Annotated in this window: 15 protein-coding genes and 1 pseudogene; 12 read left to right on the top strand and 4 right to left on the bottom strand. The window is 71.2% G+C overall.

The window, feature by feature from the left end:
* Positions 1 to 249 precede the first annotated feature (249 nt).
* The 4 genes from AB0I66_RS03625 to AB0I66_RS03610 all read left to right on the top strand — a co-directional run bounded on the left by AB0I66_RS03625 (position 250) and on the right by AB0I66_RS03610 (position 5769).
* The gene (locus AB0I66_RS03625) at positions 250 to 1332 is read left to right on the top strand and encodes a serine hydrolase domain-containing protein (protein ID WP_363206670.1); all 1083 of its coding nucleotides are present in this window, start codon (positions 250 to 252) and stop codon (positions 1330 to 1332) included.
* 370 nt (positions 1333 to 1702) lie between these two features.
* Complete coding sequence (locus AB0I66_RS03620) at positions 1703 to 3208, top strand: hypothetical protein (RefSeq protein WP_363206020.1); 1506 nt, start codon at positions 1703 to 1705, stop codon at positions 3206 to 3208.
* A 147-nt stretch (positions 3209 to 3355) separates the two neighbouring features.
* The gene (locus AB0I66_RS03615; RefSeq protein ID WP_363206019.1) at positions 3356 to 4774 is read left to right on the top strand and encodes an NAD-dependent succinate-semialdehyde dehydrogenase; all 1419 of its coding nucleotides are present in this window, start codon (positions 3356 to 3358) and stop codon (positions 4772 to 4774) included.
* Between the two features lie 167 nt (positions 4775 to 4941).
* Positions 4942 to 5769 carry an aldo/keto reductase gene (locus AB0I66_RS03610; protein ID WP_363206018.1) on the top strand — a complete coding sequence of 276 codons (828 nt, stop codon included), beginning with the start codon at positions 4942 to 4944 and terminating at the stop codon, positions 5767 to 5769.
* A gap of 12 nt (positions 5770 to 5781) precedes the next feature.
* On the opposite strand, the gene AB0I66_RS03605 is transcribed toward AB0I66_RS03610, so the two are convergent.
* A complete protein-coding gene (locus tag AB0I66_RS03605) occupies positions 5782 to 8226 on the bottom strand; it encodes a SpoIIE family protein phosphatase (RefSeq protein WP_363206017.1) in 2445 nt (814 codons plus the stop codon).
* 221 nt (positions 8227 to 8447) lie between these two features.
* On the opposite strand from AB0I66_RS03605, the gene AB0I66_RS03600 reads away from it, so the two are divergent.
* Positions 8448 to 9326: a carbon-nitrogen hydrolase family protein gene (locus tag AB0I66_RS03600; RefSeq protein ID WP_363206016.1), complete on the top strand. Its 879-nt coding sequence runs from the start codon at positions 8448 to 8450 to the stop codon at positions 9324 to 9326.
* A gap of 27 nt (positions 9327 to 9353) precedes the next feature.
* On the opposite strand, the gene AB0I66_RS03595 is transcribed toward AB0I66_RS03600, so the two are convergent.
* Positions 9354 to 11129: a siderophore-interacting protein gene (locus AB0I66_RS03595; RefSeq protein ID WP_363206015.1), complete on the bottom strand. Its 1776-nt coding sequence runs from the start codon at positions 11127 to 11129 to the stop codon at positions 9354 to 9356.
* A complete protein-coding gene (locus AB0I66_RS03590; protein ID WP_363206014.1) occupies positions 11129 to 12115 on the bottom strand; it encodes an ABC transporter substrate-binding protein in 987 nt (328 codons plus the stop codon). The genes AB0I66_RS03595 and AB0I66_RS03590 overlap by 1 nt, the downstream gene beginning before the upstream one ends.
* 140 nt (positions 12116 to 12255) lie before the next feature.
* Here AB0I66_RS03590 and AB0I66_RS03585 point away from each other — a divergent pair.
* The 7 genes and pseudogenes from AB0I66_RS03585 to xdhC all read left to right on the top strand — a co-directional run bounded on the left by AB0I66_RS03585 (position 12256) and on the right by xdhC (position 22121).
* Positions 12256 to 13001: pseudogene (locus AB0I66_RS03585) on the top strand (helix-turn-helix domain-containing protein).
* Positions 13002 to 13102: 101 nt separating this feature from the next.
* Positions 13103 to 14152, top strand: coding sequence for an iron chelate uptake ABC transporter family permease subunit (locus AB0I66_RS03580; RefSeq protein WP_363206013.1), 1050 nt, complete (start codon positions 13103 to 13105; stop codon positions 14150 to 14152).
* A complete protein-coding gene (locus AB0I66_RS03575; protein WP_363206012.1) occupies positions 14149 to 15183 on the top strand; it encodes an iron chelate uptake ABC transporter family permease subunit in 1035 nt (344 codons plus the stop codon). Before AB0I66_RS03580 ends, AB0I66_RS03575 begins: the two co-directional genes overlap by 4 nt.
* Positions 15184 to 15269: 86 nt before the next feature.
* On the top strand, positions 15270 to 16892 hold the full coding sequence (locus tag AB0I66_RS03570) for an AMP-binding protein (protein ID WP_363206011.1): 1623 nt from the start codon (positions 15270 to 15272) through the stop codon (positions 16890 to 16892).
* 486 nt (positions 16893 to 17378) lie between these two features.
* Positions 17379 to 18893 (top strand): FAD binding domain-containing protein, encoded by a 1515-nt coding sequence (locus AB0I66_RS03565; RefSeq protein ID WP_363206010.1) that lies wholly within the window; start codon positions 17379 to 17381, stop codon positions 18891 to 18893.
* The gene (gene xdhB / locus AB0I66_RS03560) at positions 18890 to 21280 is read left to right on the top strand and encodes a xanthine dehydrogenase molybdopterin binding subunit (RefSeq protein WP_363206009.1); all 2391 of its coding nucleotides are present in this window, start codon (positions 18890 to 18892) and stop codon (positions 21278 to 21280) included. Before AB0I66_RS03565 ends, xdhB begins: the two co-directional genes overlap by 4 nt.
* Before the next feature lies 1 nt (position 21281).
* Entirely contained in the window at positions 21282 to 22121 is an 840-nt protein-coding gene (xdhC, locus tag AB0I66_RS03555) for a xanthine dehydrogenase accessory protein XdhC (protein WP_363206669.1), read from the top strand.
* A 7-nt stretch (positions 22122 to 22128) separates the two neighbouring features.
* Here xdhC and AB0I66_RS03550 read toward each other — a convergent pair whose 3' ends face one another.
* Entirely contained in the window at positions 22129 to 23349 is a 1221-nt protein-coding gene (locus AB0I66_RS03550) for a metallophosphoesterase (protein ID WP_363206008.1), read from the bottom strand.
* Positions 23350 to 23427: the final 78 nt, after the last annotated feature.

The raw sequence follows: 23427 nt of genomic DNA, 5'->3' as shown, positions 1-23427 counted from the left end.
TCCTAGATGGTGAGCTGCCCTCAATGGCACGCCGCCCTGGGGTTAGCCCTACCCGAGCCGGGCGGCCAGCAGGATCGTGCCGGGCCGCCGCCCCCGGACATGCTGGGACCGGCAAATGCCGCTGGTTTTCCCGGAATCCACAGGAGTTGGCGCGTGCGCGAGCAGGTATGGCAGAGGTCCCTTTCTTCCCGGCGGCAGGGAGGTCCGCGCAGAGCCCTCCCCGTCGCGGTCGCCGTGGCCGTCGGCGTCATGACGGCGGGCGCCCTTGCGCCACCGGCCGCAGCCGACGCCGGGCCGCACGCCGTCGACACCGTCCAGCAGGGTCTCGACAGACTTGTGCGCTCCGACGGACTGCCCGCCGCGCTGGCCGGTGTGCAGAGCCGCGGGGACCGCACCCGTACCTACACCGCGGGGGTCGGCGATGTGACCACCGGCTCGAAGGTGCCGAGGGACGGTCGGGTGCGCATCGGCAGCAACACCAAGGCCTTCACCGCGGTGGTCGTGCTGCAACTGGTCGGCGAGGGAAAGATCGGCCTCGACACCTCGGTCGACACCTATCTGCCGGGCCTCGTCCGCGGGGAGGGCATCGACGGCAACCGCATCACCGTCCGTCACCTCCTGCAGCAGACCAGCGGCCTCCCCAACTACAGCAACTACCTGGGGGAGGACGTCCGTTACTTCGCACCGTGTGAACTCCTCGACATCGCCCTGAGGCACAAGGCCGACTTCGAACCAGGGGAGAAGTGGGCGTACAGCAACACGAACTACGTGCTGGCCGGCCTGCTCGTCGAGAAGGTCACCGGCCACCCCCTCGCCGAGGAGATGGACCGGCGCATCATCAAGCGCGTCGGGCTGCGCCACACCTACTTCCCCGCGCCCGGCGACGCGAGCATCCGAGGCCCGCATCCCCACGGCTACTACCGGGACTCGCCCGACGGGCCCCTGCGGGACATCACGGAGATCGACCCCTCCTGGGGGTGGGCCGCGGGGCAGCTGATCTCCACCAACTCCGACCTGAATCGCTTCTACTCCAAGCTCCTGGGCGGCCACCTCCTGCCCCCGGCCCAACTCGCGCAGATGCGCGGTTCGACCCGTCCCGCCGACGAGACCTTCGGACCCGGCGCCCGCTATGGCCTGGGGCTTGTGCGCAAGCCGCTTCCGTGCGGAGACGGCCTCTACTGGGGCCACGGCGGAAGCTTCCCCGGCTACGAGACCCGGGGCGGAGCCACGGACGACGGCCGCGCGGCCAATGTCGCCGTGACCATGCAACTGGACGACGCGGCGGGCAGGGCGCGCGTCGACGAGGTCGTGAATGCTGCTTTGTGCCGATGAACACTGCCGATGAACACAGGCACCCCAGGGCGCTGAGTTCGTGCCCCCGTCCCGGTGCTCGGCGCCGAGGCGGGGGCGGCAGCAGACGGATCGTCAGTTAGGCCATCTGTGCTGGGCGTCGGCGTCCACGGGCAGTGCGGACCCACCCGGAAGGATCAGTGTTCCGGTCCACGTCCGGGAGAGGTGGGCGCCCTTTGGCCTGCCGGTTCTCCCGTCCTTGTCTCCCTTGTCGAGCCATGCCCCGGATCTTCGCGCTGCGCTCCCCAATAAGTCGGGTTAGTTTGTGGACGTTTTTCCGACTTATGCCTTTCGTCCTGCGTCCTGTGGGCCGGAAGGGGAGCCCTGCTGCGTGTAGGGGGGAAGGCAGGCGATGGTCAAGACCTTGAGCGCCCCGCTCGTCGGAGTGCAGAGCCGCGGCCCGACGCCGATCGTCCGTACGCCGCGACGCGCCGCCGGCCAGGGGTGGCTGGCTGCCGTGGCACTGGCTTTCGCGCTGGTCCAATTGGCCCTCGTACGGCCCGACATGGGGCTCGGCTGGGACGAGGCGGTGTACGTCAGCCAGGTCAGCGGTCACGCTCCGCCGGCGTTCTTCAGCGCGCCACGCTCCCGCGGGATCTCCCTGCTCGCCGCGCCCATCGCCTCCTGGTCGTCGTCCACCTCACTCCTGCGGGTCTACCTGGCCCTGCTGTCCGGCCTCGGCCTCTTCCTGGCGCTGCGGGTCTGGCGCGGGCTCTTCCCGCAGCGGGTGGTGGTCCTGGCCGGCGTCCTGTTCGCGACGCTCTGGGTGACCGTCTTCTACGGCCCTGAGGTCATGCCCAACTACTGGGTCGCGATCGGCGCCCTGGCCGTGGTCGGCTGCTTCCTGCGGGTCCAGGCCGACCGGCGCGACCGGGCCGCGCTGTGGGGAGCGGGGGCGGGTGCGGCGCTCCTCGCCTGGATGCGGCCCACCGACGCCGTCTGGGTGGTCCTCCCGCTGTTCGTGCTGCTGCTGTGCGTACGCCGGTGGCGGCGACCGCGGCTCCTCGCGGCGCTCGTCGCGGGGCTCGGCTCGGGGGCCGTCGGCTGGGTGGCCGAGGCGTACGCCAGCTTCGGCGGCCTGGACGCGCGGCTGGCCGATGCCTCCCGGATCCAGGGCGGCCTCGGCTGGAACATCGCCGTCCTGGACCAGCTGCGCGGCCTGGGCGGCCAGACCCTGTGCCGCCCGTGCGACAGCCCGGTCCCGGCCCCGGAGCTGATCGCGTGGTGGTTCGCCCTGCCGGTGCTCGCCGCGCTGGGCCTCGCCGTCGCGGTCAGGGGCCGGCGCACCGCGCGCACGCTTCTGCCGCTGGCCTGCGCCACGACGGCGGGCATCCCGTACCTCTTCATGATCGGCTACGCCGCGCCCCGCTTCCTGCTGCCGTTCTACGCGCTGCTCGCCATCCCGGTCGCCGACGCCCTCGTCCACCTGGTCACCACCCCGCGCCGGACATGGCGGCCGGTGGTGGTGACGCTGGCGGCGCTGGTCTTCGCCGGGCATCTGGCCATGCAGTACGTGGTCCTCCAGGACACCGTGGCCCGCTCGACCGCCGGTCGCCAGGAGTGGGCCCGCACGGCGGCCGAGCTGCACCGGCTCGGCGTACGGCCGCCCTGCGTGGTGAACGGCCACGAGGCCCTGCCGATCGGCTTCTACGCCGGGTGCTCCTCCGCCCAGACCCAGGGGCACAACGCGAGCATCAGCCAGGCGGACCTCCTCCGGACGGCGCAGCGGACACCGACGGCCACTCTTGTCCCGGAGAAGGACGGGCCGCCGGGCTACGCGCGCGACTGGCCGTCCCGTCGGGTCGGTGACCTGCGCATTCATCTGGGTCCCGCGGTCCGGGCGGACAGCCGGGGATGACGCGGGCCGGGAGCCCGCCTCCCGACGCGGGCATACGCACCCTTTTTGGCATATGAACTGTTTGCGTCTCGTGGTGACGGGTACCCCGGGATGGGGCCGGAACGCGGAGTTCCGCCCCACGCCCACACCCGTCGCTCTGGAGAGTTCATGTCGGATCAGCGCAAAAGTTCGTTCGCGACCGTGAGCCCGTACACGGGGGAGACCCTCGTGGAGTTCCCGGTCATCGAGGGCGAAGAGGTCGACGCAACGCTGGAGACCGCGGGCCACGCCTTCGACGTGTGGCGCGAGCGCCCGATCGCGGAGCGGGCGGCCGTCGTCGCACGCGCGGCCGACCTGATGAAGGAACGCAAGGAAGAGCTGGCCCAGCTCATCACCCTGGAGATGGGCAAGCTCATCTCCGAGGCGCGCGGCGAGGTCGACCTCGCCGCGTCGATCCTGGAGTACTACGCGCGGCACGGGCCGGACTTCGCCGCCGCGGAGCCGCTGGACTTCGAGGGCGAGGGGGAGGCGTACCTCGTCAGCGAACCGCTCGGTGTGCTGCTCGGCGTCATGCCGTGGAACTTCCCGCTCTACCAGGTGGTCCGTTTCGCGGGCCCGAACCTGGTGCTCGGCAACACCGTGCTGGTCAAGCACGCCGGCATCTGCCCGCAGTCCGCGCTCGCCCTGGAGACGCTCTTCCGCGACGCGCAGGCCCCGGAGGGTGTCTACACGAACCTTTTCGTGAGCCACGAGGAGATCTCCCGCATCATCGACAGCCCGGTGGTCCGCGGAGCCTCCCTGACCGGCAGCGAGGGAGCGGGGGCCAAGGTCGCCGAACGGGCCGGGCGGAACATGAAACCCAGCCTCCTCGAACTCGGCGGCAGCGACGTCTTCATCGTCCTGGACGGCGAGAACCTCGAGCGCACGATCGGGGCGGCGGTGGCGGGCCGGATGGCGAACACCGGCCAGAGCTGCGTCGCCTCGAAGCGCTTCATCGTCCTTGAGGACGCGTACGACGACTTCGTCGAGGGGATGCGCCGCAAGTTCGAGGAGCTGCGGCCGGGCGACCCCGCGGACGAGTCGACCACCCTGGGCCCGCTCTCCTCCGAGCAGGCGGCCTCGGACCTGGCCGACCAGATCCGCGAGACGGTGGAGCAAGGGGCGGAGCTGGTCACCGGTGGCCACCGGATCGACCGTCCGGGCGCCTTCGTCGAACCGACGGTCATCACCGGCGTTAAGCCGGGCATGCGCGCGTACGCCGAGGAGCTCTTCGGGCCCGCCGCGGTCATCTACCGCGTCGCCGACGAGGACGAGGCGATCGCCCTCGCCAACGACAGCCAGTACGGCCTCGGCGGATCCGTGTTCTGCGCGGACGTGGAGCGGGGCCGCCGGGTGGCGGAGCGCGTGGAGACCGGCATGGTCTGGGTGAACCACCCGACCTCGACCCAGCCCGACCTGCCGTTCGGCGGCATCAAGCGCTCCGGCTACGGGCGGGAGCTCTCCAAGCTCGGCATGCAGGAATTCGTGAACCGCAAGCTCGTCCGGATCCTGCCGCCCGACGCGAAGCTGCACGGCATCGCCGGCTGAGCGAGCCGGCCCGCCCGTACTGCCCGCAACACCCGCACCACCGGCGCATCCGCCGCGGGACAAAAGCTGACCATACGTGTGTTTTGCGGCCGAGTGAACGGCAAGGCGTCCTGACGGACAGCCCATGGCGTCCTTGGCCCGCGAGACCGACAAAGCAAGGAGCCACCGTGACCGCAGTACCCGCCATCACCCTCAACAACGCCGTGCGGATCCCCCAGCTCGGCTTCGGCACCTTCCAGATCGAGCCGGAGGAGACCAGGGAGACGACGCTGGCCGCCCTTGAGGCCGGCTACCGCCACATCGACACGGCTCAGATGTACGGCAACGAGAAGGAGGTCGGCCAGGCGGTCCGTGACTCCGGCATCGACCGCGCCGACGTCTTCGTGACCAGCAAGCTCAACAACGACGCCCACGCGCACGACGACGCGCTCAAGGCGTTCGACCGGTCGATGGACGAGCTGGGCATCGACTACCTGGACCTCTTCCTCATCCACTGGCCGCTGCCCGGCGAGGGCGACTTCGTGGAGACCTGGAAGGCCCTGGAGGAGATCTACCGCTCGGGACGTGCCAAGGCCATCGGGGTCTCCAACTTCCAGCCCCACCACCTGCGCCGTCTGATGGAGGGCAGCGACGTGGTCCCCGCGGTCAACCAGATCGAGGTGCACCCCTACCTCACCCAGGACGACGTCAGGGCCTTCGGCGCCGAGCACGACATCGCCACCGAGGCCTGGTCGCCCATCGCGCAGGGCAAGGTCCTCGACGACCCGACGATCAACCGGATCGCGCAGCGCGTGGGCAAGACGCCCGCCCAGGTGACCCTGCGCTGGCACCTCCAGCGCGGAGACATCGTCTTCCCCAAGTCGGTCACCCAAAAGCGCATCGAGGAGAACTTCGACCTCTTCGACTTCGAGCTCAGCCAGGGCGACATCGGCGAGATCTCCGCCCTGAACCGCGACGAGCGGACCGGCCCCGACCCGGACCGCTTCAACGGCTAGGACAGGTCACGCTCACACCGTCGTGGGGAAGGCCTGCTCCGTCCAGATGGTCTTGCCGGAGCGGGAGTAGCGCGTTCCCCACCGCTGGACGAGCTGCGCGACGATGAACAGGCCGCGCCCGCCTTCGTCCTCCTCGCCGCTGTGGCGCAGGTGGGGCGAGGTGTGGCCCCGGTCCGCGACCTCGCACAACAGGGTGCGGTCACGGATGAGCCGCACCTGGATCGGGCCTTCGGCGTACCTGACCGCGTTGGTGACCAGCTCGCTCACGACGAGCTCGGTCGCGAACGCCAGTTCCTCCAGGCCCCACTGGTGCAGCTGTTGGGTCGCCAGCTCCCGGGCCTGCCCGGGGGCGACGGGCTCGGGGGGCAGCTCCCATTCGGTGACCTGCGCGGTGTCGAGCTCGCGCGTCCGGACGAGCAGCAGGGCCGTGTCGTCGGCCGTCGAGCCGCTCGGCAGGAGCTCCGCCACGGCCCGGTCGCACAGTTCCTCGAGCGACGCGTGCCGGTCGCTGAGCACCTGTCCCAGGGTGTCGAATCCGTGGTCGATGTCGCGGTCGCGCGCCTCGACCAGGCCGTCGGTGAACAGCGCGAGGAGGCTGCCCACCGGCAGCTCGAACTCCGCCGACTCGAAGGGCAGACCGCCGAGGCCGAGCGGCGGTCCCGCCGGCAGGTCGGGGAAGGTCGGCGGGCCCTCCGGGGTGACCACGGCCGGCGGCAGATGCCCGGCCCTGGCCATCACGCAGCGCCGCGACACCGGGTCGTACACCGCGTACAGACAGGTCGCCCCGGTGGTCACATCGGCGTACGTCCCGTCGGGTGTGCCCAGCTCGCTGCGCTGCTCCTCCGCGGACTGCGCCACCAGATCGTCGAGGCGCGACAGGAGCTCGACGGGGTCCATGTCCATCTGGGCGAACGCGCGGACGGTCGTACGGAGCCGGCCCATGGTGGCGGCCGCCTGCAGGCCGTGACCCACCACGTCCCCGACCACGAGCCCGACACGGGTGCCGGACAGCGGGATGACGTCGAACCAGTCGCCGCCGACCCCCGTCACGTCGTCCGTGGGCAGATAGCGGTGCGCGACCTCGACCGCCGACTGCTCCGGGACGTGCCGCGGCAGCAGCTGGCGTTGCAGGGCCAGGGACGCGGTGCGCTCACGGGTGAATCGGCGGGCGTTGTCGATGGACACGGCCGTACGGGCGACCAGCTCGTCGGCCAGGGCCACTTCGCCGCTGTCGAAGGTGGCCGCTCCGGTGTCGCGGACGAAGGTGACGAGCCCCAGCGTGCTGTTCCCGGCCCGCAGCGGCACGACCAGGGCCGTGTCGTCGAGCACGAGCCCGCCCGAGGAGAGGCTGCGATGCTGCGGCGAACCGGGCGGGTACTCCACCGGCGGATGGTTCTCGGCGGGAGCGGCGCGCCCGTGCTGGGCGGGACCGCGGTCACTGGGCCCGCAGTGGGAAGGATGCCCGCCCGGCTCCAGCCGTTCGGCCTCATCGGCCGAGCAGCGGGCGACCCGCACCAGGGATGCCGCCGCCGCGCCGATGGTGGCGGGCACCTCGCCGTCCAGGACCGCCCGGGCGAGGTCGACCGTCACCGTGGTGGCGAACTCCGGCACCGCCACCTCGGTGATCTTCTCGGCGGTGACCCGCACGTCGAGGGCGGTCCCGATCCCGCGGCCCGCCTCGACGAGCAGCGCCAGACGCCGCTGGGCCTTGTGGCGGTCGGAGATGTCGAAGGCGTCCTCGCACACCCCGATGACACGGCCGTCGGCGTCCTGGAGCCGGTAGTAGGCACACGACCAGAGATGGTCCGTCTCCGGGGCGCTGGGCGGCCTGCCCTTGAAGTGCAGGTCCAAAAACGGCTCCCCGGTCTCCAGGACGTGGCGCATGACCGCTTCGAGAGTGGGCGGATGCCCCTTGCTCACGAATGCCCCGCCGGAGTACAGCTGATCCGCCCGAAGACCCCGGAACTCGGCGAACGGTCGCCCTATCTCCCGCTCGTACGCCGCGTTGCACCAGGTCAGACGCAAATCGGTGTCGTAGATGCCCAGACCGACGGGTGACTGGGTGGCGAGGCCCTGCAGCAGGGCGAGACGGGATTCCCACTGCCGCAGATCCTGCAGCTCCGTCGCGACGAGGACGCGCGCGGCCGGGCCCGCGCCGGGCAGGGGGCACACCGCGGTGGCGACGATCAGGTCACGCCCGTCCTGATGCCGGGCGACGTGCAGCTCGTTCCCCCGGACCTGGGGAGGCAGAGGGAGGAAGGAGGGCGTCGGGCCGGGGGCCAGGAACGTGGTCAGGGACCTGCCGACGATCTCCTGCGGCGGGTAACCGAGGAGCCGTTCCGCCGCGGGGCTCCAGCCGATGACCGTGTCCTGGGCATCGACGACCACCGTGGCCGCCCTGGTGACGTCGAGGGGACCACGAAATTCAGCACCCTGCTCCTCGTTCCATGCCTTCATGGCGCCACATCAGCCCCGTTCATCCCCTACAGAATCCGCTGTCCCCGGGACGGGCACAACTGCGGTGCACCCGCCCGGCGAAACCATGGGGCCCGCGCACCCGCAGGATTGTCCTGTGGTTCGCACAGGAAAGGGGGATCTTGTCCCGTCGGCAGCCGGGTGATTACCTGCTGCACGTCCCTCGCCCGGACGCCCCCGAATGCGGAAGGTGCACCCTCGCCATGCCCACCCCCCTGCCGATCGGCCTGGTGCAGGCGGCCGCCCTCCACCACGCCGACGACAGCCTCGACACGTTCGCGGACCAGCTGCGCCGCCTCGCCCGCGCCTACCCCGGGGTGCGGCTCTTCGCGTTCCCGGAGCTGCACGTGTGCGGCCACCGGCCGGACGAGGACCCCGAGCGGGTCATGACCGAGGCCGCACAGGACATCGACGGACCCAGGGGCAGGATGCTGGCCGTCCTGGCCCGTGAACTCGGACTGTGGCTCATCCCCGGAAGCGTGTACGAGCGCGCTGCCGACGGCCAGATCTACAACACGGCACCGGTGTACTCGCCCGAAGGGCTGCGCGTCGCCGAGTACCGCAAGGTCTTCCCCTGGCTTCCCTACGAGACGACGGCGGCAGGCAGCAGCTTTGTCGTCTTCGACCTGGAGGGGCACGGGCGGGTGGGTCTGTCGATCTGTTACGACGCGTGGTTCCCGGAGGTCACGCGCCACCTCGCGTGGCAGGGCGCGGACCTCGTGGTGAACCTGGTGCGCACACCGACCGTCGACCGCGCCCAGGAACTCGTCCTCGCCCGCGCCAACGCGATCGTCAACCAGGTGTTCCTCGCCAGCGTGAACGCGGCGCCCCCGGACGGCATCGGCCGCAGCGTCGTCGTGGACCCCGAGGGCCGGGTCCGCGCCGAGTCGGGCGCCGAACCGGAGATCGTCGTGACGGACGTCCTCGACCTCGCCGAGGCCCGCCGGGTCCGCACCTGCGGCACGGCGGGCCTGACCCGGGTCTGGGACCCGTTCGCCCATGGCCGCCCGCCCCTCGAACTGCCGCTGTACGAAGGCCGGATCGACCCGTCGCGCTGGCGCGACGGGCCGCGGGAGACCTGATCGGGCGGGCCCTGACACCCCGGGGCGTCAGGGCCGGCGCAGCACCGTCGCCTCCGCGCCCCAGCCGAGGGCGATGGTCCGGTCGACGTGCCAGCCTGATCCCTCCGCCAGGGCGGCGATGGCGGCGGAGTCGCGCAGAGGGCTTCCGGTGGCGGCGTAGGCGCGCAGGGCCGCCTCGGTCGCGTGCGGGCTCAGGCCGTCGGGGCGGGATGCCTCGACGAGGACCGCCGTCCGGGTCCACTCGGCGAGCCGGGTGAGCAGCGACGCGGCCTCCTGATCGGTGCGATGCGCGAGGGCCTTGGCGGCCACGGCCACATCGGCGGGACCGGCCGTCCAGTCGATCCGTTCCGGCGAGGGGACCGAACCGCGCAGGACCGTGGCCGGTATGTCGTCCTCGGCGACCCGCAGCCGCGGCCGCCGTCCGGCGTCGTCGAGAGCGGCGACGACCGAGGCGCTGCCCGGCCCGGTCAGGAGACAGGTCCCGATGTCCTCCCAGAGGGGGTCGGCGGTCAGACCGTCCAGCAGGAAGAGCAACTGCTCGCACTCCTCGACCAGTTCGCCGTAGCGCTCCGCGTCGTGGGTCACCGTGTCGTGCAGGGGAGCGCCGGAGGCGAGCTGCCAGGGGGACGTACCGTCCCGGAGCGCGGGTGCCAGGTGCGTGAGGGCGAGCAGCAGCTCGGCCTCGTGACCGGTGTACTCCTCGCGCTCGTGGTCGTCCAGAAGTTCCTCGCCCGCAGGGCCCAGGCGCAGTCCGGCCTCGTCATCGGCGCCGGTGACCACGTCGTACGCGGCGAGCAAGGGGAGCAGTACGCCGATCCCCGTGGCGGGCACCCCGACGCGTGTCGCGAGCGCGTCGGGTGAGAGGCCCGGCGCGTCGGCGACCGCGTCGATGACGCCGAGCCGCAACGCGGCCCGTACGACCATCCAGGGCAGCGGCGACGGAATCCGGCCGTCGGCGGCGCTCTCCGTGGGGGCGGTGGCGGCGGATGATTCTCCCGCTGCCGAGGGCTCCTCGCGATGCCAGTAACCCGTGATGTTCAGGCGGTCCTTGGGGAGTTTCCGTTCGCGCTGCAGATACCGGCGTACCGGAAGGAGCGCCCGGCTCTCCGCCGCCGCCCAGGCGTATCCCTCGCCCGCGGGCACCGGGAGCGTGCGGACGGCTGTGTCCAGGGCCGCCGCGTCACCGGGCTCCGCGACGACCCAGGTGATGGTGTCGTCGTCCCGCAGGGCCAGTTCCTGGCGTGCCGCGTCGTCGGAGACGGTCACCAGGACATGTGCCGGTGCGTCGACGGGACGTTCGTCGAGGAAACGGCCGATCGCGGGCAGCGCGGTCTCGTCCCCGACGAGGTGCACCCAGTCCAGCTCTTCCGGCAGGCGCAGCGACGACTTCGGCCCGACGAACCACAGTTCGTCGCCCTCGCGCGCCGACGCGGCCCACGCCTCCGCGGGCCCGTCGCCGTGCACCACGAAGTCGAGGTCGAGCTCGCCCGCCCCCGCGTCCACCCGTCGGGGCGTGTAGTCCCGGGTCAGCCGGTGCTCGGCCGGGGTCCACTCGATGCCGTGCGGCAGTTGGGCGGGGAGCGCCGCCGCGATGTCCCCGTCGGCGGCCAGGATCAGCTTGATGTGGTCGTCGAACCCTGGCGCCGCGAAGGCCGGGTGGTGGATTCCGTCGCGGGTGAACGGGCCGAGCTGGTCGCCGCCGAGGACGACCCGCCGCATCCGGGGAGTCACCTCGTACACGCGGCGTACCGTGACCCGGCGCAGGACCAGGGGGTGCGTCGTGTACGCACGCTGGGCGGCCATCAGGAGAACTGCTTCTCGATGATGTCGAGCAGCGCCATCGACTCGTCGTAGTCACCGCGGAGCACCCAGTGCGGCAGGTCGTAGGCGTGGTTCTTCTTGAAGGCGGGCAGCGCGCCGTAGACGGGGTTCTTCTTGAGCGTGGCGATGTCGGTGGTGTCGGCGTTGAAGCCCATCACGAACACGGAGGGCTGGGTGATCGTCTGTCCCACCTTCTCGGTCGACAGCTCGAACATGTCACCGCCTCCTCCGTAGACCTTGAAGCCGCCCTCGGCGAAGACCGGCGCCGGCTCGATGCCGACCTTCTTGAACTCGGTGGGCAGGCCCACGCTCTCCACCAGGCCATAGGCGGTGCCGTCGCCGGTCAGGGCGAGGAAGGAGACGGGTCCCGGCGGCGGGTTGATGGCCTTCTTCACCTCACCGACCCGCTTGTCGTAGGCGGCCAGGCGCTCGTCGTAGACGTCACCCTTGTCGAACACGTCGTCCGCGAGGAAGGAGAACTGGCTGCGCCAGTCGCCGAGCTTCTTGCCGACGAGCACCGTGGGGGCGATGTCGGAGAGGTCGTCGTACACCTTCTCCGCCTGGAACAGCGGGAAGCCGATGCCGCCGCCGACGATGAGGTCGGGGTCCAGGGCGAGGATCGCCTCCAGGTCGAAGCCGTCGACGCTCCACGGCAGGAACGTCGTGCCGTCCTTCTTCGCCTCCTTCTCCCAGTACGGGGAGAACTTGCCCTTGCCGTCGGCGTCTTCGGGGATCGTGGCGCGGACCGGCACGTCGAGGTCGTAGAGGTACCCGGCGAGCGCGTGGTTGAGCACGACCACGCGCTTGGGCTCGGTCGGCACCTTGACCTCGCCGTAGTCGGTCTTGACGGTACGACTCTTCGCGGCGGACACCTTGTCGCCGTCGTCCGACGAGTCGGTGGCCGAGCAGCCGGTGAGGGCCAGCACGGCGACGAGCGCGACGGCGAGAAGGCGGGCAGGAGCAGACATGAGACCTCATGTGAACGGGCAGGCTCGACGGTTCGAGCCGGTTGGTAAGGTGAGGCTAACCTCGCTGGCCGCACGTCGTTGATCCGAGTGCGACATCACCGGTGACGGATACGACGCTTCGTACGCAGGGGGAGGAAGGCTTGCCGGTGAGATCTCTCGGCACCGTGGTCGCCGTGAACGCCATCCGCTTTCTCGGACACGACACGCATCAGCACGACGAGCCGCACCTCGTCTACGTGGTGACCGGCACCGCCCGCCTGACCGCCGACGGCGAGGAGCGGCAGCTCGGGCGGCACGAAGCCGTCTGGCTTGCGCCCCAAGTGCCGCACGCACTGCGGATCGAGCCCGGCGGCCTGGTGCTCGGCCCCTTCCTCGACCCCGCTGACCTGCCACGATGTCCCGTTCAGCCGCTCGGAGTGGTGCCCGCGGTCGTCGAGGTCATGACCGCCGCACTCGGCGCGGCTCCGGCCACCTCGGAGGAGGTCCGGCCCTTCCGCCAGGCACTGGGGCGCGTGCTGCGGGGCATCTCCCGGCAGTACTTCCCGGTGGTCCTGCCCGCCCATCCCGTGGTGCGCGCGCTCGCCCGGGAGGCCCTGCGCGCCCCCTCCACGACGCTCGAGCAGCTCGCCGCACAGCACCGGATGAGCTCCCGTCAGGTGCAGCGAGTCTTCCTCGACGAGACCGGACTGCCCTTCACGCGGTGGCGGAACCGGGCCAGGATGAACGCGCCGTCGAACACCTCCGCGGCGGAGGCGAGCTGACGGCGGCGGCCAGGGCCGCGGGCTACGCGACCCGGGTCGGTCTGCTGCGTGCGCTGAGCCGCGAGTCCGGGGTGCCGGTGAGCGTGCTCGCCGAGGACGCGGTGAGGGCGCTCAGCACCCGCTGAACCGCAGCCGAGTCGAGCAAGCACGTCGAGAGTCAACCAAGTACGTCGAGCAGGTACGGCACTTCGGGCTGTCCGGGCGGCGGACAGTTCAAGGAGGTCCGATGGCACAGGCGCTCGCGACGACGGCCGCGCCCCCGCCGACCACTCCGTCGCGTCACGGGACGCGCAGGCTCCTGGGCCTGGGCGTCGCCTTCGGCGTGCTGTTCGTGGCGGTGCTGCTCAGCGTCGCCATCGGCTCGGCGATGCTCCCCCTGGACGTGGTGTGGCAGGCGCTGACCGCTCCCGACGGCTCCGCGTCCCACGCCACGGTCAGTGACGCCCGCGTCGACCGCACGCTGCTCGGCATCCTGGTCGGCGTCTGTCTGGGCGTGGCGGGTGCGCTCATCCAGGCGCTCACCCGCAACCCGCTCGCCGACCCCGGGATTCTCGGCGTCAACGCGGGCGCGGGGTTCGCCGTCACCCTGGGCGTGGCCGTCTTCGGCATCACACGCATCGAGCAGTATCTGCCGTTCGCCTTCGGCGGGGCGATCGCCGGTTCCGCGGTGGTCTACCTCGCCGCGAGCGGCGGGCGGGGCGGGCCCTCACCGGTGCGGCTCACCCTTGTCGGCGTCGCCTTCGCGGCGGTGCTCTCCGGCATCTCCCAGACCCTCGCCCTGATCGACACGGAGACGTTCGACCGCATGCGGTTCTGGGGAGCGGGCACGATCACCGACCGCCCGTCGGGCATCGCGACCACGATCCTGCCCTTCGTCCTGGCCGGGCTGCTGATCGCCCTGTGCTGTGCGCGCCCGCTCAACGCGATGGCTCTCGGCGACGATGCCGCGCGGGCCGTGGGGCTGCGGGTGGGCGCGACCCGGACCGGCGTGGTGATCGCGGTGGCGCTGCTCTGCGGGGCCGCGACCGCCGCGGCGGGCCCGCTGATGTTCGTCGGCCTCATGGTGCCGCACGCGGTGCGCCGGCTGACCGGGCCCGACTGGCGCTGGATCCTCGCCTATTCGGCCGTCCTGGCCCCGGCGATCGTGCTGGTCGCCGATGTCCTCGGCCGGCTGATCGTGATACCCACCGAGCTGCAGGTCGGCGTGATGATGCCGCTCATCGGCGCCCCCGTGCTGATCGTGCTCGTGCGCCGAAGCCGGGCGAGGGCGCTGTGAGCGGGGCCTTCGTCCTCAGGGCCGGCTCCCTGAGCCTGCGGGTGACGCGCCGGGCGGTCGTCGTCTGCGCACTGCTGGGGGCCGTCCTGATCGCGCTGGCCATGTGGGCCTTCACCCTGGGCAGTTATCCGCTGAGCCTCGGCGACCTGACCGCCGTCATGACAGGAACGGCCAGCAACAGCGTCCGTACCGTCGTCCTGGAGTGGCGGGCGCCGCGCATCGTCGCCGCCGTGCTGTTCGGGGCCGCCCTCGCCGTGGGTGGCGCGGTCTTCCAGTCGCTGACCCGCAATCCGCTCGGCAGCCCCGACGTCATCGGGTTGACCACCGGTTCCTACACCGGTGTCGTCCTCACCCTCCTTGCGGGCGCGTCCAGTTACTCGGTGCTCGCGGCGGGCGCGATCGTCGGCGGACTCGTCACCGCCTTCGCCGTGTATCTGCTGGCGTTCCGGCGGGGGGTGCAGGGCTTTCGGCTCATCATCGTGGGCATCGCGGTCGGCGCGCTGCTCTCCTCGGTCAACTCGTGGTTCTCGGTGAAGGCCGACGTGGACACCGCGCTGCGGGCCGCGGTGTGGGGCGCGGGCTCGCTGAGCGGCGTCGGTTGGCCTGCCATCACGCTGGCGGCCGTAGTGCTCGCGGCCGTCGCTCTCGCGGCCCCGGTGGCACAGCGCCGGATGCGGCGGCTCGAACTGGGCGACGACACCGCGTCGATGCTGGGCATACCCGTCGAGCGCACGAAGGTGCTCCTTGTCGTCCTCGCCGTGGTCGCGACCTCCGCGGTGACCGCCGCGGCGGGCCCCATCGCGTTCGTCGCCCTCGCGGCCCCGCAGATCGCCCGTCGCCTCACCGGCCGCGGCGCCTCCGTCGACCTCGCCGGTTCGGCGCTCGTCGGCGCGGTCCTGCTGCTCGGCGCCGACCTCGCGGCGCAGCACGCGATCCCGGGCGTGCTGCTGCCGACCGGCGCGGTCACCGTATGCGTGGGCGGGGCGTATCTGCTGGTGCTGCTGGTGCGGGAGAGCCGCCGGGGAGCGTAGGTCCGGGGCATGGTACTCCGCGGTCCAATGGCCGGATCGACCCCCTGTATGGGTACTACACCTAAGTATCATGTTTGCATGTGTCCATGATCATTAATGCACAGCAAACACCTGGGCCGCAGACGTACGTGGACCGCATCCTGGAGCAGTGGCACACGGACGAGAACGCGGAGGCGCTCGTGCAGGGCGCCCAGCGGCTGACCCGGGCGGAGGCCCGGCAGCGGCTGTTCCGCCTGGGGCACGCACTGCGTCGCCAAGGGCTCGCGCCCGGCGACGGAGTGGGGCTGTTCCTGGCCAACCGTGTGGACTCCGTCCTGGTCCAGCTCGCAGTCCATCTGATCGGCTGCCGCGTCGTGTTCCTGCCGCCCGAACCCGGGCCCGGGGAGCTCGCCGCGCTGGTCGAGCAGTCCCGGGCACGTGCCGTCGTCACCGATCCGCTCTTCGCCGAGCGGGCCGCCGACGCGGCGAACCGCAGCGTCCACGCCCCCGTGCTGCTCAGCCTCGGGCCCTGCGAACGGCGCTGCACGGACCTGCTGGCCGCGGCGGCCGAATCCCCCGCGGAACGTCCCGAGGGGGTGCCCGCCCCGGGCCCCGACGAAGCCGTCACCGTCCTCTACACCGGCGGCACCCTGGGCCGCCCCAAGCTCGCCGCGCACAGCCACCGGCTGTACGACGCACTGGTGGACCTGGCGGAGGGCCGACAAGGATCGAGCCCCGCGGTCTTCCCGACCGCGAACCCGGGCACGGACCGGGTGCTCGCCTCCACGCTGCTCACCCACGGCAGCGGCCATCTCACCTCGGTACAGGCCCTCGTGACAGGCGCCGCCCTCGTGGTCCTGCCCGAGTTTGAGGCGAACGCGGCTCTGACGGTGCTGCGCGAGGAGCGGATCACCGCCACCATGTTCGTGCCGCCGATGCTGTACTCGCTCCTGGACCACCCGGAGTGCGTGCCGGGCGCCCTCCCCGCGCTGCGACGGATCGTCGTGGGCGGCGCGGCCTCCTCGCCCAGCCGTCTGCAGCAGGCGGTCGAGGTCTTCGGACCGGTCCTCAGCCAGGGCTACGGACAGTCGGAGGCGCTCGGCATCGCCGCGTTCGGCGCGGACGACCTCGCCTCGGAAGGGACTCGACGCCCCGAGCTCTGGCGCAGCTGCGGTCGCGCGATCTCCGACACCGAGATCGAGATCCGTGGTGAGGACAGCGCGAACGCACTGCCCGCCCGGCAGGTCGGCGAGGTGTGTGTCCGGGGCGAGACGGTGATGCTCGGCTACTACGAGGACCCGGAGCGCACCGCGCAGGCGCTGCACGAAGGCTGGCTGCGGACGGGGGACCTGGGCTATCTCGACGCCGACGGGTATCTCTTTCTCGTCGACCGGGCCAAGGACATCATCGTCACCGGCAGCACCAGCGACAACGTCTACTCCAGGGTCCTCGAGGACTTCCTGCTCACGCTGCCCGGCGTGCGCAACGCGGCGGCTCTCGGCGTACCGGACGAGGAGTTCGGGGAGGCCGTACAGATCTTCCTGGCCACGGCAGAAGGCGCCGACGTCGACCCTGACACCGTCGGCGCGGCGGTGACGGCCGAGCTGGGAGAGCTCTACACACCCCGCAAGACGGTCCTCCTTGACCGGCTGCCGACGACCAAGGTCGGCAAGGTGGACAAGAAGGCGCTGCGCGCCGCATGGACGGACGCGGCTCTGGCCACGAGGTAGGCGCCACGGTCGCCGGGGGCACGGATCACCTGACCGTACCCCCTTGACCTCGGTGGCTCCGGCCAACTAGTTTGCGGTGGCCATCGACCTGTCACGAACGAAAGGGGGCGACCCAGCGGATGAACACCAGCTCTGATCTCGGTCGCCTCGCCCAGCGCACTGTCTGGGTTCCGGGTCGGATCGCGCACGGCGCCTGAGTACGCCTTCACGGCGCCCGAGTAAGCCCTTCTGATGTGCCCGTCCGCGGCACATGCGTGCCTGCTGTCCGCGGCGCGTCAACGTCGGCTGTCTCGGGCGCCGTTCGCGTACCCATCACCTCCACCTCGTCACCTCACCACCGCCTTCCGGCACGTCACTGCCGCGTGCTGTCGTGCGCCCCTCCCGCGTGGCGCGTCTGAACACAGAAAGCTGCCTGAAATTGGCGAACATGAAGAATCAGATGAGTCAGATGCATCAACCGATCGCGCAGCGAAGCGAAGGCCTGTCATGACAGAGGCGCGCATCACCGTCAACGGGACAGAAACACCGATCTCCCCGGCCGCGTCCCACACCTCGGCGCTGGACTTCCTGCGCGACCGTGGCCTCACCGGCGCCAAGGAGGGATGCGCCGAGGGCGAATGCGGTGCCTGTTCGGTCCTGGTGGCCCGGCCCGGGGTGAACAAGCCGACCGACTGGGTGGCGATCAACGCCTGCCTGGTGCCGGCCGCGGCCCTGGACGGGCAGGAGATCGTCACCTCCGAAGGTCTGGCCACCGACGGCGGACCCGGCACACCCCGCACGCTGCACCCGGTGCAGGAGGAGATGGCGGTCCGCGGCGGATCCCAATGCGGTTACTGCACACCGGGGTTCATCTGCAGCATGGCCGCCGAGTACTACCGCCCCGACCGGTGCGCGCACACGGCTTCCACGGACTCCGCCACGAGCGACGGCACGAACGGCGACACCGACACCGACACCGGCACCGGCATCGACGCCGAGCACGGTCCGAACGGGTTCGACCTCCACGCGCTGAGCGGAAACCTGTGCCGCTGCACCGGCTATCGCCCGATCCGCGATGCCGCGTTCGCCGTCGGCACGCCCACCGACGAGGACCTGCTTGCGCAGCGCCGTGAGCAGTCCCCGCCCCCGCCGGTCGCCACCGCATACACCCGTGAGGGCAAGGCGTTCCTGCGGCCGGACACTCTGACGGACGTACTGCGGCTGCTGCGTGAGCGGCCCGACGCGGTGGTGGTCGCCGGGTCCACCGACTGGGGCGTGGAGGTCAACATCCGCTCCCGCAGGGCGGATTGTGTGATCGCCGTCGACCGGCTGCCCGAACTGCGGGAGCTGCGCGTCGCATCCGACCACGTCGAGATCGGGGCGGCGCTGACGCTCACCGAGATCGAGCGCCGCCTCGACGGCCAAGTGCCGCTGCTGGGAGAGCTGTTCCCGCAGTTCGCGTCCCGGCTCATCCGCAACAGCGCGACCCTCGGCGGCAATCTGGGCACCGGATCTCCCATCGGCGACAGCCCGCCGGCGCTGCTCGCCCTGGAGGCCTCGGTGGTCCTCGCCGACGCCGACGGCGAGCGCGAGGTCCCGCTGGCGGACTACTTCACCGGATACCGGCAGAGCGTGCGCCGTCCCGGTGAGCTGATCCGCGCGGTGCGCTTTCCCTTGCCCCTGTCGCCCGTCGTGGGCTTCCACAAGATCGCCAAGCGGCGTTTCGACGACATCTCCAGCGTCGCGGTCGCTTTCGCGCTCGACATCGAGGACGGGCTCGTACGCAAGGCGCGCATCGGCCTGGGCGGCGTGGCGGCCACGCCGATCCGCTCCCTCGCCACCGAGGCGGCCCTGGAGGGCAAGCCGTGGGACGCGGAGACCGTCGAGGCCGCCGCCCGGGTGCTGCGGGCGGAGGGCACGCCGATGAACGATCACCGCGCGAGTGCCCTGTACCGTTCCGCGATGCTCGGCCAGAGTCTGCTGAAGCTGCACGCACAAACCAGCGAGGGTGTGTCGTCATGAGCCATCTGTCCGAGCGCCCCGAGAAGCCCGTCGTCGGCGTCTCCGTGCCGCACGAGAGTGCTGTCCAGCACGTCACCGGCAGCGCGCTCTACACCGACGACCTGATCCACCGCACCAAGGACGTGCTGCACGCCTACCCGGTCCAGGCCACGAAGGCCCACGGCAGGATCACCGCGCTGCGCACCGCCCCCGCACTCGACGTGCCGGGCGTGATCCGCGTCCTGACCGGCGCCGACGTCCCCGGCGTGAACGACGCCGGGATGAAGCACGACGAACCGCTCTTCCCCGACGTGGTGCAGTTCCATGGGCACGCCGTCGCCTGGGTGCTCGCCGAGACACTGGAGGCGGCCCGGCTCGGCGCGGCGGCCGTCGAGGTGGAACTCGACGAACAGCCCTCCCTGATCACCCTGCGGGACGCGATCGAGGCCGACAGTTTCCACGGTGCCCGGCCCATGATGCTGGCCGGTGACGTCGAGGCCGGCTTCGCCGACTCCGCGCACGTGTTCACCGGCGAGTTCCAGTTCTCCGACCAGGAGCATTTCTACCTGGAGACGCACGCGGCGCTGGCCCACATCGACGAGGCCGAGCAGGTCTTCGTGCAGAGCAGCACCCAGCACCCTTCGGAGACCCAGGAGATCGTCGCGCACGTCCTCGGCCTGCACAGCCACGAGGTGACCGTGCAGTGCCTGCGGATGGGCGGCGGCTTCGGCGGCAAGGAGATGCAGCCGCACGGGTTCGCGGCCATCGCCGCACTCGGCGCCAAACTCACCGGCCGTCCGGTACGGCTGCGGCTCAACCGGACGCAGGACCTGACCATGTCCGGCAAGCGCCACGGGTTCCACGCCCGGTGGAAGATCGGCTTCGACACCGAGGGCCGCATCCAGGCCCTCGACGCCGAGTTGACCGCCGACGGCGGCTGGAGCCTGGACCTGTCCGAACCGGTGGTGGCTCGCGCGCTCTGCCACATCGACAACACCTACTGGATCCCCAACGCACGCGTCGCCGGTCGCATCGCCAAGACCAACAAGGCGTCCAACACCGCCTTCCGGGGCTTCGGCGGTCCGCAGGGAATGCTGGTGATCGAGGACATCATGGGCCGGTGCGCGCCGCTGCTCGGCCTGGATCCCACGGAGTTGCGCGAGCGCAACTTCTACCGGCAGGGCCAGTCGACGCCGTATGGACAGCCCGTCGCTCAGCCCGAACGGATCTCCGCCGTCTGGGAGCAGGTCAAGCACAACGGCGGTCTCGCCGATCGCAGGCGCGAGATCGCCGCCTTCAACGCCGCGCACCCCCACACCAAGCGGGCACTCGCGATCACCGGCGTGAAGTTCGGGATCTCGTTCAACCTCACCGCCTTCAACCAGGGCGGCGCACTGGTGCTGATCTACAAGGACGGCTCCGTCCTGATCAACCACGGTGGCACCGAGATGGGCCAGGGCCTGCACACCAAGATGCTGCAGGTGGCGGCGACCACCTTGGGCATCCCGCTGCACAAGGTACGGCTGGCGCCCACCCGAACCGACAAGGTCCCCAACACCTCTGCCACGGCGGCGAGCGCCGGTACGGATCTCAACGGCGCGGCGGTGAAGAACGCCTGCCACCAACTGCGCGAGCGACTGCTGCAGGTGGCCGCCACGCAGTTGGGGTCGAGTGCCGCGGACGTACGCATCGTCGACGGCGTCGCCCGCAGCCTCGGCAGCGACAAGGAACTGGCCTGGGACGACCTGGTACGCACCGCGTACTTCCAGCGGGTTCAGCTGTCGGCGGCCGGCTTCTACCGCACCGAGGGCCTGCACTGGGACGCGAAGTCCTTCAGCGGCTCGCCGTTCAAGTACTTCGCCATCGGCGCCGCGGCGGCCGAGGTGGAGGTGGACGGCTTCACCGGCGCGTACCGCATCCGGCGCGTGGACATCGTGCACGACGTCGGCGACAGCCTGTCCCCGATGATCGACATCGGTCAGGTCGAGGGCGGGTTCGTGCAGGGCGCGGGGTGGCTCACACTGGAGGACCTGCGCTGGGACGCGGGGGACGGGCCGGGCCGCGGCCGACTGCTGACCCAGGCCGCCAGCACCTACAAGCTGCCGAGCTTCTCGGAGATGCCCGAGGAGTTCAACGTGGCACTCCTGGAGAACGCCACCGAAGAGGGCGCGGTGTACGGGTCCAAGGCGGTGGGCGAGCCCCCGCTGATGCTGGCCTTCTGCGTACGGGAGGCGTTGCGGCAGGCCGCCGCCGCGTTCGGGCCGAGCGGGATCAGTGTCGAGTTGGCCTCGCCCGCGACTCCGGAAGCGGTGTACTGGGCGATCGAGGGAGCGCGCCAGGCGCGCGTGTCTCGCGAGGCCGACGATGCCGAGGTCCGAACCGGCGCAAAAACGTTGAGCGGTGCCTGACATGACGTGGATCGCCGCGGTCGCGCGGTTGCGGGCACGCCGGGAGCCCGGCGTCCTCGTGACCGTCGCGTCCGTGCGCGGACACGCCCCGCGCGATGCCGGTGCCAAGCTCGTGGTGGGGGAGACCGAGGCATGGGGCTCGATCGGTGGCGGCAATGTCGAGGCCGTCGCGATCGACCGGGCCCGGGAAATGATCGCCACGTCCATGTCCGGCGCCACCTCCACCTCCACGTCCACCTCTACGCCGGAACTGATCGATTTCGCCCTGAACGACAAGGTGACGAATCAGCACGGCGTGCAGTGCTGCGGCGGAACGGTCTCGGTGCTGCTCGAACCGCTGGCGGTGGTACGGGCCGTGGCGATCTTCGGCGTGGGACACGTCGGCCTGGAACTGGCGCGCATCCTGGCACGTCAGGACCTGGACCTCCATCTGGTCGACACCCGCTCCGACATCCTCACCGAGGAGCGGCTCGGTGTGCTGGCAGACGCGGTGGGGGAGGTGCATGTGCACCACACTCCGCTGCTGCCCGAGGAGGTTCTGGAGGAGTTGCCGCGCGGCACCCACGTCCTGATCATGACTCATGATCATGCGGAGGACGCCGCCCTGTGCGACGCCGCCTTGCGCACCGCCCATCTCGGTTCCATCGGACTGATCGGTTCGGCGGCCAAGTGGGTGCGATTCCGCCACCGCCTCACCACCGAGGGCGGCCACGACGAGTCCACCATCGGCCGGATCAAGACACCGATCGGCCTCGCGGACATCACCGGAAAGGAACCCGCGACCATCGCGGTGAGCGTCGCCGCGGATCTGCTGCGCACGTTCGAGGCCGAGGGGCTCTGACCTGCTCCTACGGTGACGGAGGCCGCCCCGGCGAGCGGAGCACGAGCAGGGTGATCTCGCTGGGGGCGAAGACGCGGAAGGGCGGTCCCCAAAAGCCGGTGCCACGGCTCGTGTAGAGGAGGGTGCGGGTGCCGTGGCGGCTGAGGCCCGCGACGGCGGGCTGGTCGAGGCGGACCAGGTGGTGGAAGGGCCAGATCTGGCCGCCGTGGGTGTGGCCGGAGAGCTGGAGATCGACGCCGCCGGCTGCCGCCCGGTCGATGAACTTGGGCTGGTGGGCCAGGAGCAGGACGGGCAGTTGGGGGTCGGCGCCGTCCAGTGCTCCGGCGAGGTGGGCGCGGTGGCCGGCCAGGCCGGAGGACTCGGCGGTGACGTCGTCGACGCCGGCGACCACGAGCGTGTCACCGCCGCGTTCCAGCAGCAGATGGCGGTTGCGCAGCGGCTCCCACCCCAGCTCGTCCATCAGGTCGACCCAGCCTTGCGCCTCGCTGTAGTACTCGTGGTTGCCGGTGACGTAGACCTTGGCCCGGGTGGCCCGCACGGTGGCGAGCGGGGCGGCCTGGGCGCGACGGCGTTCGGCCGTGCCGTCCGCGATGTCGCCGGTGTGGCAGACCAGATCGGCCTCCAGGGTGTTCACCGTCTCGCAGACCTTCGCCGACCAGCGTGCGCGGTCGAGCGGGCCGTAGTGGGTGTCGGTGATGAGGGCGACGCGGGTGCCGTCCAATCCGGCCCCAAGCCGCGGGAGTTCCACCTCCAGACGCCGCACCCGAGGCACCCGGCGCGCCTCGGCGTACCCCCAGGCGAGGAGCACGGCGGTGACACCGAGGACCGCCCACGTGACGATCCGGGCCCGGTCCTGGCCCTCGCCGACGCCGGCCACGGTCAGGGCGATGCGCAGCAGGAGGCCGAGCACGACGGACCAGGTGAACAGGACCCAGCCGGCGCCCAGCAGGGTGTCCCCGACGATCGCCGCCCGGTCCTCCTGACGCCGGCCGTGGCCGCGCATCATCGCGATCGGCATACCGACCAGACCGAGGGCGAACAGGGCGGTGCCGCCCAATGCGACGGGCAGCGGCCAGTGCTGGCCGGTGTGCAACAGCACCCAGCAGGGCACGGCCCACAGCAAGACAGGGGCGATCAAGGGAAGGTAGCGCATCAGGCGGCGCAGCGGACTGTGCTGAGTCGTCTGCGCCGCGCTGTCGGCGGGTTGGGTTTCGCTGGTGTCGGTCACGCGTGCCCTTCTCAAGCAACCAGGCTGCCGTCGCGCGCACTGTACCGGTACGGTCCAGCCAAGCCCCAACCGCAGATC

The organism is Streptomyces sp. NPDC050439 (genome assembly GCF_040655335.1).
In the GTDB taxonomy this organism is placed as follows: domain Bacteria; phylum Actinomycetota; class Actinomycetes; order Streptomycetales; family Streptomycetaceae; genus Streptomyces.
Note: the sequence above shows the minus strand (reverse complement) of the source record. Positions and strands in the feature narration are given on the sequence as shown.

Bases quoted from the DNA above. Each gene is read 5' to 3' on its own strand.
- AB0I66_RS03570 (WP_363206011.1), top strand. From the start codon at position 15,270: ATGATCATTAATGCACAGCAAACACCTGGGCCGCAGACGTACGTGGAC.
- xdhB (WP_363206009.1), top strand. From the start codon at position 18,890: ATGAGCCATCTGTCCGAGCGCCCCGAGAAGCCCGTCGTCGGCGTCTCC.
- AB0I66_RS03620 (WP_363206020.1), top strand. From the start codon at position 1,703: ATGGTCAAGACCTTGAGCGCCCCGCTCGTCGGAGTGCAGAGCCGCGGC.
- AB0I66_RS03625 (WP_363206670.1), top strand. From the start codon at position 250: ATGACGGCGGGCGCCCTTGCGCCACCGGCCGCAGCCGACGCCGGGCCG.
- AB0I66_RS03580 (WP_363206013.1), top strand. From the start codon at position 13,103: ATGGCACAGGCGCTCGCGACGACGGCCGCGCCCCCGCCGACCACTCCG.
- AB0I66_RS03600 (WP_363206016.1), top strand. From the start codon at position 8,448: ATGCCCACCCCCCTGCCGATCGGCCTGGTGCAGGCGGCCGCCCTCCAC.
- AB0I66_RS03615 (WP_363206019.1), top strand. From the start codon at position 3,356: ATGTCGGATCAGCGCAAAAGTTCGTTCGCGACCGTGAGCCCGTACACG.
- AB0I66_RS03590 (WP_363206014.1), bottom strand. From the start codon at position 12,115: ATGTCTGCTCCTGCCCGCCTTCTCGCCGTCGCGCTCGTCGCCGTGCTG.
- xdhC (WP_363206669.1), top strand. From the start codon at position 21,282: ATGACGTGGATCGCCGCGGTCGCGCGGTTGCGGGCACGCCGGGAGCCC.
- AB0I66_RS03605 (WP_363206017.1), bottom strand. From the start codon at position 8,226: ATGAAGGCATGGAACGAGGAGCAGGGTGCTGAATTTCGTGGTCCCCTC.
- AB0I66_RS03595 (WP_363206015.1), bottom strand. From the start codon at position 11,129: ATGGCCGCCCAGCGTGCGTACACGACGCACCCCCTGGTCCTGCGCCGG.
- AB0I66_RS03565 (WP_363206010.1), top strand. From the start codon at position 17,379: ATGACAGAGGCGCGCATCACCGTCAACGGGACAGAAACACCGATCTCC.